The sequence below is a fragment of the Paenibacillus sp. FSL W8-0186 genome (assembly GCF_037969765.1).
Classification (GTDB): Bacteria; Bacillota; Bacilli; order Paenibacillales; family Paenibacillaceae; genus Fontibacillus; species Fontibacillus woosongensis.
The window spans coordinates 477,756-492,596 of record NZ_CP150207.1 but is presented as its reverse complement, the minus strand read 5'-3'; the positions used below and the strand labels follow the sequence as shown (position 1 = coordinate 492,596).

Sequence of the window (14,841 nt, the reverse complement as noted above, 5' to 3'; positions counted from 1 at the left end):
ACACTTGATTAACGCTTACTGGGTGCTTTGTCCAGCAATCCACTGATCCAGTTGTTCTTGTTTGCTCTTAATAATCGCCTCAGCCCCCGCATCGTTTAACGCCTTTACAAACTTCGGAATGGACGTCTCAGGATCCAATACTCCGCATACAAGGCCAGGCAGATACTGGTTCACTACGTTGGTAACCGCACTCATTTGTGTTTTTACATCGCTAGGATCAAAGATGAAGCCAAAGAACGGGGACATCTTCGTTTCCTTATTCTCTCGCAGCTTCAGTTCCACATCTGACCAATTTACGCCTTCAAGCTGATACTGCAAAGATTCGGAGCCTACAATTCCCGTACTCAGCATGGCGGTATAGCCCACGGTGGAAGCATCCTTGCCTTCTGGAAATTTCACATGATGCTCGCCAGCCTTGACGTAATCCTCGCCTTCGATGCCATACAATACGGTATTGATCAATTCTTGATCCGAATACAGCAGGTTAAGGAACTTCACAGCCCCTTCCGGAGCTTTGGTCGTACTGGAAACCATCCAACTCACCATATTTACCGCACCGGTCTCAAAATAATAGGGGGCGATCCGCTTCATCTCTAGGTTTTTGCCCGTTTGCGCGCTTAATGCCTTCGCAGCTTCCAAGCCGCTGTACGAGGCCATAAAGGAGAATCCCCGCCCGGAGGCAATCATATCCGAGAAAGCGATTGAGGTTGTCGCCGCATCCTTCTCCAGATAGCCTTGATTGAACCATTCTCTCATCATGCTGACGCCACGTTTGAACTCCTCCGTTTCGTAAAAGTTCAATACCTGTGAATCGTCGCCGATAACTACCCCGATCCCGGTGGTGTCTGATAGGAAATCAACCTCGTACATTCCTTTTAACAGGAAAATAAGGCCTGGATCGCTCGGATTTACATTGACTGGACCAAATGGAATGACTTCCGGATACTTCTGCTTAATTGCATCAAAAATTTTGGGCATATCGTCGACGGACTGAATGTCATCGGCGCTGAAGCCGACTTCCTTCAACATGTCCGCATTGTAGACGATATTGCTCGGTATCGACATCCCCTTATTGACGGGTATGCCGTAAATATGGCCGTCCAAGGTGGTCGATTTCAGCATGTCCGGCCCAAAGTCTTTCTCAATAATCGCCAGTAAATCTTTGCCATGCTCTGGGAGAAGATCCTCCAGCGGGTATAGCTGGTTTTTGGATACATAGCTCGTAAATTGGCCGAGGGTTGTAAATACATCCATCTGCTCTCCACTCTGCAGAGCTAAATTCACCTTCTGGGCGTAATCCGCAGGGCCAAATACTTTGAAATCCACTTCGACTCCGATTTTTGGAATCGTTATTGCATTAATGGCTTCTGTAACTCTGTTGATATTATCTGGAATTCGATTAAAAGATGGCATGGCAAAAACGATTTTATCGGCCTTGGCCGATCCGCTTCCAGCGCCTTGTGAATTGGCCTTTGAGTCCCCTGAATTGCCGCATCCCCCCACGATTGAACTAAGCATCAGAATCGTTAGCAGTAAAGACACTATCCCCTTTTTTCTTCTCATGTTTGTATTCTTGCCTCCTGTCACTGTGATTTCAGTAATATCTTATCCCTTTGAAAACCACATGACTTTTAAAAAAACGGTATGTTTTTTCAAAAACAAGTGTTTCGAACAACTATTTATGATTAGCCCGATAAGCATTCGGCGTTTCGCCCGTAAGCTTCTTGAACAACGTAGAAAAATAGGAAATATTGTCAAATCCAGTATTCGATGCGATTACGCTGATGCTCGCCGTACTTTCAATCAACAACCGTTTGGCCTGTTCAATTCGATATTCGTTCAAATATTCTTTTATCGTTAAACCTGTTTCTTGCTTGAACACTTTAGCTAAGTAATCCGGCGTTAGAAAAACACAGGCAGCAACATCCTCCCGGCTTATATCCAGGTTAAAGTTCTGATGGATAAACCGCTTGGCCCGCTCAACTACCCCTTCAGAACGCAGCGTTTCCTTGGTGGTCTCAATCGAAATTTCTGTTATCATGTGCGCCCACTTCATGAAATCGAATATACTGCCATCGGATCTTTGGTACAATCGCTGGGCGACATCATCGGAGAACAGTTTATGGGCTTGAATTTGGTTGCCCGCAAGGAACGAGTAGACGACTTGAAGAAAATCCTCTCGAATCGAATGAAGCGTAGCCGGATCCAGCTTGTTGTGAGCAGTAAGCTGCTCCAGCTCTTTTTTCAACTGATTGACGATTTGTATCTGTTCCTTCTGAACGAATAGCGCCGCATAATGACGCGTATTCAGCGTATATCGTTCCGACGTATTGTAATTGAAATGATCTCTTTCATAGTGAATACCCCCTCTGAAAATCAGATTGGATATGTCCATATTCTCCAGTTCGGCTTTTGCTTGCGCCAGCTCCTCGATACTCCTCTCCTCGCTGATATAGCACGTAACATGGCACTTGAAATATTGCCTGCACAACCGGTTCAACCTCTCTGCTTTCACATGCAATTGGTCATTATTCTCTCTCGCTTCATACACAATCATCGTATAAATCCGGCTGTCTGTTGGATAAGTAATGACCCTTTCATGGCCGGGTTGATCAAACATCACTTCCGAACTCAAATTCGACAAGGCATAAATGAAGACATTCATGTCCCAATGCTGATCCAAATCATGCCGCTGAGCGCTCGCTAGAAACAAGATATAACCTTGCTCGACCGACAAAGACAAATCCCGTTTACGAATTTCGACCTGAATCAGATCGAGTCGCGAATTTATGGTGCCGCTCAGTACATCCTTCCAGAAACTTTTTTCTACGAATGCCTTATTTTTCAACCAGGTGAGACCTAGCTTCCGGTATTCGCCCAGCATTCTCTTTCGTTTGAGTGATTCCACCGATTTCCGCAATGCCGCTTCCAGCTTCAGCTTATCCAGTGGTTTGGTCAGGTACGAGTCTGCGTTGTACGAGATCGCGGTGGAGGCGAAGTCAAAACTCTCATGACAGGTAAGAAAGATAAAGGCTCCCTCGTAACCTTGCTCCCGAACCCATTTGATCATATCAATCCCGGTACCTCGGGGCATTTCAATATCACAAATCACGAGATCAGGCGCTTCCACTGCAAAGATCGCTTTGGCCTCCTGAACACTGTGTGCCTGCGACACCCGCATAATGCCAAAATCATTCCAGCGGATCATGTCACGAAGCACCTCAATCGTAGGAATGTCGTCATCTATCAGCAAGCAATGCATAATTACCCTCCTTAAGAATCAATCCGCCCTTGCATAAACAGGAATTCGCAGCTCAACTCTCGCACCAGACCGCTCCACATTCGAGAGATACAATAGATCGTCTCGCTTGTAGATCAACTGAAGCGTTCTGCGAATGTTGGCAATTCCCACTTGGCCGTCGGTTTCCCTGGCTTCTTGCTGTACAGGTTCATGAATCTGTAACGCCTCGGGAAATCCCTCTCCGTTATCTTCCACCACGATTCTAACGAAGGGTTCCTCATTCAGCATTTCAATGTCAGCCCGAATAAATATAGACAACATCTCCCCATAGGTCATGGCATGCTTAAAGATGTTCTCCACAAAGGTTTGAATCAAAAATTGCGGTATTTCAATTTCTCCTGCCCTGTAATCGATGTCTGTCATGTAAAAGATCTGATCGGGGTATCGAATCTCTTGCATGCGAATATAATTTTCGACGTGACTCATCTCTTCATAAATGGGAACGAACGTAAACGCGCCCTTAAACATGTATCTCAGATGCTTGGACAACAGGCTGATCCATTCCCTGATTTCCTCATTCTTCTGCTGATAGGAGAGACTCGAAATCGTCGAGATCGCGTTGAGAAAAAAATGCGGCCGAATTTGCATTTGCAGGTACTTCAGCTCATTGCGACTCTTCTCGATTTGTTCTTCATAGGTACGAATTTTCAAAGTCGTAATCTCGTTTACCATAGAATGAAAAGAGTGAAATAGTTTCATAAACTCCAGCGAATAACGTTCCGACGGGAGAGGGAATTCCGGCTGCCCTGTTTCCACTTCTTTAGCCGCTCGGACTAGTTCCAGAATCGGCTGTAAAATGTCTTTTGCCAGCCACCGGAGCAACAGCGGAATCACGATAATAGAAATGACGCCAAGCGAAATGATAAGCCATTGGATCAACTTTAGACCGGAAAAAATATTTTGCTTCGCTGCAATATGGATGATTTGGCCAAACTCGTTGATCGGCTCGGATATAAATAGATAGCTATCCTCATGCCTGTCCCGAAGCCCCCGTAGCGCTGCTTCACCGCCAACGAACCCGGAGTCTGTCGAAGCAAGAATAATCCCTTCATGGTTGCTTAAGACATAATGGCCGAAGCCGTCCCCTTCCCTCTCCGCGATCGATAACAAACTGCTTGCCTTCACGAATGTGCCAAAAGTAATGTCATTGTACGTAATAAATTTGAATAAATAATGCTGATCTTGAATGATTAAACCTGTCCATTGGTCTATTTCTGTCTGGGAATCCGGCCTGAATTCATGACGATCCAGGAAATCAGCCAAAATCAGCTTATCGGCTATTTCAGAGCGATTTCCAAATTGAATAAGCGTTGCCGCACTGCCAGGGAGCTTGATGAACACCCCATCGCTGGAATAGTTGTTAGAGACCTTGGCTTTTAAAGCATTCATTAACTGAATATCCTGAAAATAACTGCTGTCATCACCATTGTTAGAACGATCTATAGCGATGTCGATGTTATTCTCAAACACCTCGGTCAGATCTTTGGAGTAAATGCTGAGGTTGTTATGAATGTTCTCCACATAAATCTCTAGGGTATTCCGGGCATTGTTGAGAAAATGATTACGCACCACTTCCAGCGAGTAAATATTGCTCAGGAGCAGCACCGAGAACAGAATGAATAGAATAATCGTCAGGGGTACCAAGAATTTGAAAACAATGCTGTTCGTTTTAAACATGCTTCCGCCCCTCATCACTCAACCTCTCCCCTCGTTTACTTAGCTAAGTCAAAAAAAGCCCCTACAAGAACGATTCGCTCTGTAGAGGCATGGGTGTGCAATCATTAGATTATCTACGTGTTGGGGTTATTGCCCAGAGCCCATTCTATGGCATACACGATATATTCACTCCAAAAATCCCAGGTGTGGGCACCAGCGCTTTCCACGTAGGTTAGCGGAACATTCTCCCGCACTAGGAAATCGCGGAAACGCTGGTTGACATCCAACAAAAAGTCTTCCGTACCGCAAGCCATATAAATTTGAGGAATAGGCTCGCCCGATTCCTTCAAGCCCATAACAAGCGCTTCGGGATCTTTATCGCTTCCGAGGAGTTGATCCAAATCGCCAAACACCCGTCTGAAATATTTATAATCGGCAATTCCGTCCTTGAAATCCGGAGCCGCGTTTGCGATTTTATAAGGAAGAATCGCCGATGACAGCGCAATGATTCTACTGAAATGGCTTGCGTATTTCAAGCCGTTACGAATAGCTCCGTAACCCCCCATCGACAAGCCGCCGATAAAGGTATCTTCCCGGTCCGTAGACAGCGGGAGCATCGTTCGCGTAAACTCTACCAGCTCCTTGCCTACAAACTCCCCGTAAAGCGCCCCCAGATCTTCGTCGTCTACATAAAAGTGATTTTCCCCGGACGGCATAATCACAGCGATTTTATGTTTGTCCGACAGCTCACGGATTCTCGAATAGCTTAGCCAGTCCCCATGACTGCCTGAATACCCATGAAGCAGATACAAGGTCTTGAGCGGCTTGATTCTATGCTCTTCCTCCGTCTGCCCAGGAATAACCGGGGAATCCACCGGCAATAGAGCATTAAATGTCACTTCTCTGCGCAGACACTTGGAGAAAAAGTTAACTTGTATCGTCGCCATGGATCTAACTCCTTCCTCGTGAAGTGAACTTAGACAATATACTCAACGGTATGATTCATGTCATCTGCGTACTTGATCACGGAGCGATAGGTTTGCAGGTTAATCGCCAGCTCACAGCTTTTCTCGCCCTTTTGCCACTGAAGACGAATTTCATGGTCTGGCGAATCCAGCACACGGAATTCCCCGTTGAAGGCATCGTACGAATTACGGAAACGAATCAGCTTCAGCAATCGTTGAACAACATCTTTCTCCAAGGCCTGTTCAATTTCCTCCACGGTATAATTGTGCCGGTTGATTTCGCGCCCTTCGCCAGTCTCTTGAACGCGCTCCATATCGTTTTCGCCAGCCAGCAGTCCTACATAATATACCTGCGGAATGCCCGGTGCAAAAAATTGAATGGCTCTTGCCGCCATATAGGCGTCATCATCATGATTAAGGACACTATAATAGCTGCAGCGAATTTGATGAACATCAAACCCATCTGCCGCTTTATGCTCATCCGATAGAATCAGGCTTAGATTGGAGCCTCTCTCCAGACAGACGTCCACCAGCTTTCTTGCTTCCGTTGTATCGATAAGATCATCCAGGTCCGGCTTCACAGGAATACCGTCGTGGCAATCTAACATCGTGAACTGCTTATGCGGGCGAGTCTTCAGGTATTGGTTGAGCTCCGCGCTCGAATGGTTGATCAAAGCTTCTAGAACCCGATAAGGCAAAATAAAATCATAAATCCAGCAGCCATGCTCGGCAAGTTTGAATTGGGTGGAGTAATGCGCATGCACCTCCGGCAGCAATTCAATGTCATACGAATCAGCGAGCTCCTTGACCCAGTCAAGGAACTTATAAATTTCCGGCTCAACGAAGAAGCAGCTGGTTCCCAGTTTCTTAATGACATAGCCGACAGCATCCAGCCTGACAATCTTGACGTTTTGTTTCTTGAAATTTTCAAAAAACTCTTCAAAAAGCCGCCGCGTCAGCGGGGACTGGATATCCAGGTCGATTTGTTCGGAAGGATCTGTTTTACCAAAGGTCGTCCATACCTTTTCTTCCTTGCCATCCTTCCCGATTTGGAAGGTCGAGTAAGGCTGCGGGCGGCGCAAAAACATTTGATCAATATCTGCCTGTACCGGTTCGCCGTCTTCCCAGACCTTGTCTAGAGTCAGAAAGAGATCGGCATACTGCGAGTCGCGCCCCTTGGCGAGGAAGTCTTGAAAATAGGGTGACTGCCTTGATATATGGTTGACCATGAGATCAAGCAAAACATCAAACTTCTCCCCGATCTCCCGAATCTCGTCCCAAGTGCCAAAGCTCGGCTCGATTTCCAGATAGGTCAATGGGGCAAAGCCTCGATCCCCAGAGGAAGGAAATGGAGGAAGGATGTGAATGCCACCCTCAAAAATATCTGAAAAATGCTTGTTTAACATCTGATTCAGTGTTTTTAAATCCCCGCCCATAGAATCCGGATACGTAATAAGTTGTACTTGGTTCTTAATTGCCATTTCTAGACCTCCTACAAACTAAATTGTTCTTTAATAACATCCAGCCTCGGCAAATGCACCACTGCACCCGTAAATCTTAACTTGTACGCACTGACTGCAAATCCAAGATGGAGCGCCTCCCTGATGCTGTGGCCCTTGATTAATGCCGCATAGAATCCCGACCAGAACGCATCCCCAGCTCCTGTGGTGTCCACGATCTCGGTTGCCAAAGAGTCGAAGGACAGCGTCTCCTTGCCATTGGATACAATGGCTCCATCCTTACCCAATGTCATAATGACAAGCTTCGCGCCTAATTCAAGAAATTTCTCCAACTGTTTGACGGGCTCATCCTTCCCAAACAAGCGTTCAGCATCATCCTCCGATGGCTTAATCACATCCACCTTAGATATGATGGATTTAACATATTGCGCCCCATCCTCGCCCCGCTGCCAAATCATGGGATGATAATTCGGATCAAAGCCGATGAGCAGACCTTGAGAGCGGGCTTCTTCGATTACCTTTTCGAGCGTGTGTCGCGCCGGCGTTCGGGAGATGGGCCAACAGGAGAAGTGAACGATTTTAGAGTTGGCTATCCTTTGCTCCAACGAAGCATCGAATGTCATTTGATAATCAGCGTCGCGATAAAATATGGGGATCGGGGTTGTCCTGCTTTTTGTAACCACCACCAGGCTCGTGGAAGCATCTACCCTCTGTATGCCTTTTGTGTCCATATCTTCTTGCTGCAATCGCCGCAGAAGGTATGTTCCAAATCCATCATTCCCTACCGCCGAGACGATTTCAGAACGAATACCTAACCGATTTACATTCATCGCGATGTTGGAGGGAGCTCCTCCGGAAAACTTGGTATATCCATCGCATTCGAAGCTGCCATCGTCGTATTCATTGGAAATCATATCAACAAGCAGTTCCCCTACTGCTAGCAAATCATTGGATTTATCTCCAAGCGGAATGATATCGTCTAATTCAAACATGCGTTTCCCTCCGATATTTATATTTAAATTAAGGGAAAAGATTATTTGGCGGCGTTAAATGCCCTCGCCAGTGCCTGAATATACCCATCTTTTGTACGCTTGCTGATCTCCGCGTCGGGAGCGGTATATTCAAAGGCATGATAGCCTCCTGGATAGAGTTGAAACTCCACATCAACGCCAGCCTGGGCAAGCCGTGCAACATATTGGATCGTCTCATCGCGAAATGGATCCAGCTGCCCTACGCACGTATAGGTCGGAGGCAAACCTACGAAACTTTTCGCCCAAAACGGGGCGGCATACGGCGATATTTTCTCCTCATCTTTTTCCTCTTCACCAAGATACATTTTCCATGCTTCCAAATTATTGTGTCTATTCCACACCGCGGGATCAGTAATCTCGTAACTCGAAGGGGTCTCGTTACGATGGTCTATCATCGGGTATAGCGGCATTTGGAAGCAAATGGCCGGACCTCCTTTATCCCGCGCCATCAGGGTTAATGCCGCCGTCAAGCCTCCACCAGCACTAGCGCCGGCGACCGCGATACGGGAGGTGTCGATGCTCAATTCTTCTGCTGCTTGTACCATCCAGACCAATGCCGCATAACAATCATTAATCCCTGCCGGATAGGGATGCTCCGGGGCAAGCCGATAATCCGGGCATACGACGACGCAACCGGTCTTCTCTGCAAAGCTGATACAAATAATGTCATCTATATCTGGATGCCCCATGACATATCCCCCGCCATGAAGCCAAAGAAGCGCAGGCAATTCCTTGCTGGCTCTGTGAATCGGCTCATATATATTTACAAGCATCTCTTGATGATCCGCACCGTTTATCCAGCGTTTCTTGATGTGGACATGCTCGGATAGTACGGGCTTCCGAGGTTGTTCTCTCATCATTTGCAAATCTTCGGGGAGCCTGAAGACAGGAACACTTTCCAATCCCTCCCGCAACTCCGGAGCTACTCTATTGATAAAATCCATATGACTATTCCTCCTGATTCCTTCCTGTATGAAAACCCGATGAAGTCCAATCGATATGACAACCGGTTGACATATTTGGTTCTAAAATTACTCTGCCATACCTGACTTATTTTAAGTCGTTTCTCTCTCTATCAAGGAAACGGGAAACACATTGATCTTAGGCACGACTTCCCCGTTAATTTGCCTCACGATCAAATCAATACTACATTTGCTCATTTCCCTAACCGGCTGCCTGATCGTACTGAGCCGGGGATAAACTAACGAGGCTATTTTAACATCATCGTATCCAATGATTTTAATTTCGTCTGGAATGCTCCTTTTTAATTGATGGCAGACCTGGAGCACCTCGGCGGCAATAAAGTCACTGCTGGCAAATATACCATCCACTTCCGGATGCTGCTGCAAGAAACGAATGATTTCATTGTCGGGTTCGGAATCCTCCCCTTTATTTACCTCCAATTGCAAATGGACAGGTTTCGTTCCAATGGCGAGAAATTCTTCTTCAAAACCCTTCGCTCTTTCGCTAGCCAACAAAGCTTGGTGATGCGGCCCATCAATCCCTCGATAAAGGTAGGCTGGATTCTGGCAGCCATTGTCCAGAAGTAATCTTGCCGCAAGCTTGCCTCCCATGAAGTTATCAGAGGCTACAATGGGAATGTCATCAGCTATAGTGCGGTCAAATGAAATGATTGGTAAATTCAAATTCAAATAGTGCTGGACATCCAATACTGCGCTTCCCATAATAATGGCATCGACCTGGTTCTTCTTCAGCATATCGATATATTGAAGCTCTTTAGCGACGTCCCGGTTCGAATTGCACAATAACAATTTGTATCCCTGCTGATCGGCATAGTGCTCAAGATGATAGGTCAGCTCGCTAAAAAAAGGATGCGATACAGCAGGAATAATAAGGCCGATCATATTCGATTTTCTTCTAAACAAAGCCCGAGCCATTTCATTAGGCTGATAATTAAGCTCCTCTATTGCCTGATTTACCTTAGCTCTTGTCTTCTCGCTAATATAGCCTCTATTATTAAGCACTCGGGAAACCGTCGTGACAGACACTCCTGCCTTTTTAGCCACATCTTCAATTTTAGGCATGAAATACCACCTTGTTTTTTTACAACCATTATAAATAGTCCATCTCTATTACAGCAAACATCGCTATTATAATTACTTCAAAGCACCCTCCGTAATTCCTTTAATGATATGCTTCTGCAGGAATAGATACAATATGAGAACTGGAATAATTGTCATAATTAACCCTGCCATCAACGGAGCAAAATCCACAGCATACGACGAGAAGAAATTATACGTAGAGAGAGGTAGCGTCTTCTGTGACGGCGATAAAAGAACCAGGCTTGGCAGCAAGTAGTCGTTCCAGATCCACAGCACATCGAGCACCATTAGCGTTACGAAAACAGGCTTTAACAGCGGCAAAACAATTTGAAAAAAGGTCCGAAGCCTGGAGCTGCCCTCGATGAATGCTGACTCCTCCAGTTCAAAAGGAACCCCTTTGATGAAACCATGGAAAGTAAACACGCCAAATGGAACACCAAAGCCTAAATACATGAAAAACAACGTTGTTTTCATATCCAGCAGATCCATATTGCCGTACAACATCACGAGCGGAATCATAATGACCTGAAATGGCAGAGCCATGGAGGCCAGCATCGCAAAAAATATAATAGCGTTAATCTTCCAATTAAACCGAACGAACAGATATCCGGTCATCGCCGAAAAAAACAAGATCAACAGCACGGAAACAACTGTAATAATCATGGAGTTCAAAAAACTGCTCAGAAAATCCATATTATGATAAGCACTGACATAGTTTTCGAATTTCAAGTTTTTCGGGAAGGATAACGGATTTTCAACGAACTGCTGCGTCGTTTTGAAAGAGTTCATGATAATCATCAAAAATGGAGTTAAAAAAACGAGCAGCAGCAAATACAATAGTATGTTTTTAACCGTTGAGCCTCTGCGATGCGTATCCATTAAGATTCGACCTCCAATCTCTTAAGCAGGTATGATTGCGTAAGTGCAATAATCGCCACTACGGCAAACAATACAACTGCTTCCGCCTGACCGACTCCATATTGGTTCGACAAAAATGCCTTTTGCACAATATGATAGGTAGCCAGCTCCGTCGAGGCAAACGGACCACCTTTAGTTAAGGCAAGGTTGATGTCGTAGGTTAGGAAGGAGCGAGATAATGAGATGAAAACACAGATGACAATCGCCGGGATCGTTAGAGGCAGAATGACCTTCTGAATTGTTGCCTTCCGGCTGGCTCCGTCGATGGATGCTGCTTCCAGCACATCCGTAGGAACACCAGAGAAGCCCGCGATATAAATAATCATCAAATAACCGATCAATTGCCAGGCCGTTGCAATGACCAACGCCCAAAACGCCGTGTTTGTACTTGTTAACCACGAAGTCTGGAACAAGGACCAGCCGTATTTTTGCCCCATGTAAGGAAGCACCTGCGAAAACAGCGTCTGCCACAAATATCCGAGAACGATACCGCCAATCAGATTCGGGGTGAAAAATCCGGTGCGCAGCCACTGCTCTCCTCTTCCCCCGCTTGTAAGCAAAAGTGCAATAAAGAAGGCAAAGCCGTTAGCAATCAACACCGTAAAAAAAACGTATTTCAGCGTAAACCATAACTGGCCGAGAAATACTTTATCTTTAAACACTTCAATGTAATTGGCAAGCCCAATAAATGCAGTGTCAGCCGATCGAACATCCCAGTTGGTGAACGTCAGATACATTCCAACAAAAAAGGGAATTACAATGACAGCGATAAAGGCGAAGATGGAGGGTCCCCCAAAAACTAGAAACGTGCCCGTATTCCTTAGAAAATTTTTTTTAATCATGTTGCTGCCCCTTTATATGTCCATGTTTAGCCTTTTAGATGAAGGACGGGCCGAAGTAAAACCCCAGTCCCGTCCTCCTTTGTGAATAGACTTCTTATTTACGAGCTTGATCTATCCAATAAGCCTGTACTTCCCCTGCAAGCGCGTTGCGGTCAATGATGTCAGACAGATATTTCTGCATCGATGCTCCAGTCATAGACCAATAATCTTGCGGCAGATAGTTGATTACTCCAATGTTGATCACTTTTCCTTGGTCCACGTATTGCTCAACCGCATTGGAGATCACATTTGTGCTTGTTACTTTTACATCCTTGTAAGGCAGGGCTAATCCCATTTGACTGACAATAGCTTCTTGACCCTCTTGGCTGGTCACCAGCCACTCAAGAAATGCTTTCGCTGCTTCTTGCTGCTCTGCGGAAGAACCAGAATCATCAATCGCGAACAATTTAGGCTGGCTGTACGCTACTTGAGTGTTTCCGAAATCTTCGGGGTTATTGCTGATTGGGACTGGAATTAAGCCGAATTCTTCATCACGATTCTCCAGCGTTCCGATAACCGCCCAAGTCCAGTCTCCCATGAAATAGAAAGCTGCATCCCCTTTGGCGAAGTCAGCGCTATCTTTATTGTAGTCTGCAACAAGCGGGTCGTTCTTTCTTGCATTGTATTTCTTTAACAAATCAAAGGTATCGATCAGACCATTGAATTGCGGGTTGTCCGCAAGCGTAACAGAGCCATCCATCAGGCTATCCACAAACTTGCGATTTTCGTCTACGCTATCAGATTGCAACGAATAAGTCAGACCCAGATAATGAGCGCCCAAAGACCAATCTGCCCCATGGACCATAACTGGCGCTTTACCGGCTGCTTCAATTTTCTTAAACAGATCTTCCAGTGCATCCCGCGTTTGGATCGTAGATGGATCGAATGGTCCACCGATTACTTCTTCAACGACCCGCTTATTATACAGCAGTCCATAACCTTGAGCTGACCAAGGAATGCCAAGGAATTTCCCCTCCAGCAGAGCTCCTTCTACAGCTCCTTCTTTCGTCAACTCTTCGTATTTCGCTTTCTCCGGCTCTAAATCCAGGAACTTATCTTTATATTGCAAAATCGTTCCCGCATCCAGGTTGGCAATGGTTGCCGGGTTGCCGGACGCCAGCAAAGATTGGAATTTCTGAATTTGGGCGCCGCCAATTGGCGTCGGAATCAATTCAATCGTTACATTTGGATTTAGTTCGTGATACTTCTTGAACAAATCTTCAAACACCGTATTTACTTCCGCTGAGGTGTTAAAAAACGTAAGCTTAACATTTTTAGCGGCTTGAGAACTTTCTCCCCCTTCCTGTTGACTGTTGCTGGTGGATGACGTATTGCCAGCAGAACAAGCGGTTAACATAGAAATCACCAAAACCAAGCATAGCATTGCCGTCCATCTGATACCCTTAAATTTCTTCAAAATCATTTCCCCCTTTTTGCCAGTAGCTTGAATGCGCATTCATTCATGTTCGATTTTATGATAAACGATTGACATACATTGTGTCAACCGGTTGTCACAAATAAAAACACAGGTTATTTACCATGAATCAAGAACAGCCCTCAGGCTTATGACCACAAGGGCTGTTCTTCTATGGGTTCTTCTATGGGTTCTTCTATGGGTTCTTCTATAGCTTATATAACACGACTTAAAAAATGCTGCAGGAAGCGCTCGGCGTCTACCTTCGTACATATTTCGATTCTCGGTTCCCCTTCAACCGAACCTACCGTTTGGCCTGCAGCTTCTCCTTCGGTTACAACAGCAACCCGCATTCGGTCGAATGACACAAAACTCCGATCTATCGCCACACCTACAGCAAGCGGATCATGCAATCCGCAGCCGCCGATGCCGGGAAAGCGCGCCTCATAAGCGCCGATATAGAACTCCGTCATCTCCGCAAGCCATCCTCCCAGCTCACCGCCGGAACGGCGCCATTTCTGCAAAGACCCGCTGGACAGCAGCGTCTGCATCGTCACGTCCAGCCCGACCAGCGTCAGCCGTACGCCTGATGCGAAGACGGCCGCAGCCGCCTCCGGATCGGCCACGATATTCGCCTCGCCGTACGGCGTAGCGTTGCCGGGGACAGTCACCGCTCCGCCCATGACGACAACTTCGCCAATCAGCGGGATAATGTCCGGCGCCTTCTCGATCGCCAGCGCCAGATTGGTCAGCGGCCCTACGGCAATAATCGTCATCTCATGCGGCCGCTCCTTCACCTGCCGAATGATATATTCGGCCGCTGCCAGCTCGGCTTTATGGCCTTGAGGTTCTTCCCGGAACGTATTGCCGAGCCCGTCCTGCCCGTGAATATGCCTGGCGTAGGCTTTTTTCAGACTGCCGCTTATCGGCAGCTTCGCTCCTTCGTATACAGGAACAGGCTTGCCCAGCTTCTCCAGCACGTACAGAGAATTCCGCGTAGCCTCCTGAACGGAAATATTCCCGAAGCAGGTCGTGAGTGCGATGAGCTCCAGTTCAGGAGAGCGGGCTGCGTAAGCGATAGCCAAGGCGTCATCAATGCCTGTATCTACATCCATAATGACCGGTTTCATTTCGTCTTCCTCCTTCCCTAAG

12 protein-coding genes are annotated in these 14,841 nt (G+C 46.4%); all 12 read right to left on the bottom strand.

Annotated features, from left to right (window positions below):
* Nucleotides 1-15: 15 nt before the first annotated feature.
* The 12 genes from MKX50_RS02140 to MKX50_RS02085 all read right to left on the bottom strand — a co-directional run bounded on the left by MKX50_RS02140 (nucleotide 16) and on the right by MKX50_RS02085 (nucleotide 14,819).
* Nucleotides 16-1,563, bottom strand: coding sequence for an ABC transporter substrate-binding protein (locus tag MKX50_RS02140; RefSeq protein ID WP_055106930.1), 1,548 nt, complete (start codon nucleotides 1,561-1,563; stop codon nucleotides 16-18).
* 112 nt (nucleotides 1,564-1,675) lie between these two features.
* The gene (locus MKX50_RS02135; protein ID WP_339158282.1) at nucleotides 1,676-3,262 is read right to left on the bottom strand and encodes a helix-turn-helix domain-containing protein; all 1,587 of its coding nucleotides are present in this window, start codon (nucleotides 3,260-3,262) and stop codon (nucleotides 1,676-1,678) included.
* Between the two features lie 18 nt (nucleotides 3,263-3,280).
* Nucleotides 3,281-4,978: a histidine kinase gene (locus MKX50_RS02130; protein ID WP_230202479.1), complete on the bottom strand. Its 1,698-nt coding sequence runs from the start codon at nucleotides 4,976-4,978 to the stop codon at nucleotides 3,281-3,283.
* A gap of 113 nt (nucleotides 4,979-5,091) precedes the next feature.
* Nucleotides 5,092-5,904, bottom strand: coding sequence for an alpha/beta hydrolase-fold protein (locus MKX50_RS02125; RefSeq protein ID WP_213590853.1), 813 nt, complete (start codon nucleotides 5,902-5,904; stop codon nucleotides 5,092-5,094).
* 29 nt (nucleotides 5,905-5,933) lie between these two features.
* Nucleotides 5,934-7,403: a sucrose phosphorylase gene (gtfA, locus tag MKX50_RS02120; RefSeq protein WP_339158281.1), complete on the bottom strand. Its 1,470-nt coding sequence runs from the start codon at nucleotides 7,401-7,403 to the stop codon at nucleotides 5,934-5,936.
* Nucleotides 7,404-7,414: 11 nt separating this feature from the next.
* Complete coding sequence (locus MKX50_RS02115; protein ID WP_339158280.1) at nucleotides 7,415-8,374, bottom strand: carbohydrate kinase; 960 nt, start codon at nucleotides 8,372-8,374, stop codon at nucleotides 7,415-7,417.
* 41 nt (nucleotides 8,375-8,415) lie between these two features.
* Nucleotides 8,416-9,357, bottom strand: coding sequence for an alpha/beta hydrolase (locus tag MKX50_RS02110; RefSeq protein WP_339158279.1), 942 nt, complete (start codon nucleotides 9,355-9,357; stop codon nucleotides 8,416-8,418).
* 111 nt (nucleotides 9,358-9,468) lie between these two features.
* Nucleotides 9,469-10,458, bottom strand: coding sequence for a LacI family DNA-binding transcriptional regulator (locus MKX50_RS02105; protein WP_339158278.1), 990 nt, complete (start codon nucleotides 10,456-10,458; stop codon nucleotides 9,469-9,471).
* A 72-nt stretch (nucleotides 10,459-10,530) separates the two neighbouring features.
* Entirely contained in the window at nucleotides 10,531-11,355 is an 825-nt protein-coding gene (locus MKX50_RS02100) for a carbohydrate ABC transporter permease (protein ID WP_055106938.1), read from the bottom strand.
* Nucleotides 11,355-12,236, bottom strand: a complete 882-nt coding sequence (locus MKX50_RS02095) for a sugar ABC transporter permease (RefSeq protein ID WP_155611640.1) — start codon at nucleotides 12,234-12,236, stop codon at nucleotides 11,355-11,357. The genes MKX50_RS02100 and MKX50_RS02095 overlap by 1 nt, the downstream gene beginning before the upstream one ends.
* A gap of 94 nt (nucleotides 12,237-12,330) precedes the next feature.
* Complete coding sequence (locus tag MKX50_RS02090; protein WP_339158277.1) at nucleotides 12,331-13,692, bottom strand: ABC transporter substrate-binding protein; 1,362 nt, start codon at nucleotides 13,690-13,692, stop codon at nucleotides 12,331-12,333.
* A 212-nt stretch (nucleotides 13,693-13,904) separates the two neighbouring features.
* Nucleotides 13,905-14,819 (bottom strand): nucleoside hydrolase, encoded by a 915-nt coding sequence (locus MKX50_RS02085; RefSeq protein ID WP_339158276.1) that lies wholly within the window; start codon nucleotides 14,817-14,819, stop codon nucleotides 13,905-13,907.
* Nucleotides 14,820-14,841: the final 22 nt, after the last annotated feature.